Here is a 349-nt window from a genome sequence, read left to right as displayed (position 1 = left end):
AGCGCGACGCCGCCGAACACGAAGGCCGGCACCCACGGCGCGCGCCTCTCCGGCGCGATGCGCAAGAGCCACGCCATCAGCACGGCCCAGAACGCGCTCCAGATCGCGTTGGCGATGAATTCGGGCAAACCGAGCGGCAAAAACGGCGCGGTCGAAAACCCGGTCGGATCGATCAGCCCGGCTGCGTGCAGCAGCGCCAGCGTCGATTCATGAAAGAAGAGGGATGCCAGAAAACCGGCGACGAACGGCAGGATGAGTTTTTGCATGCATTGCACCGCCAGGGTACAAGCGGTGCGGTTCGCATGGCCTGTACCGGATTATTGGAAACGTGCGCCATTATATCTATGGG

Annotated in this window: 1 pseudogene; it reads right to left on the bottom strand. The window is 62.5% G+C overall.

Annotation, left to right across the window (positions count from 1 at the left end):
- Positions 1-266: pseudogene (locus SB771_RS33725) on the bottom strand (hypothetical protein); the annotation flags it as partial.
- Between the last annotated feature and the right edge of the window lie 83 nt (positions 267-349).

The organism is Burkholderia sp. SIMBA_051 (genome assembly GCF_046534915.1).
Taxonomy (GTDB): Bacteria; Pseudomonadota; Gammaproteobacteria; order Burkholderiales; family Burkholderiaceae; genus Burkholderia; species Burkholderia ambifaria.
The sequence above is the reverse complement of the archived record's forward strand: the minus strand, read 5'-3'. Positions and strand labels throughout refer to the sequence as shown.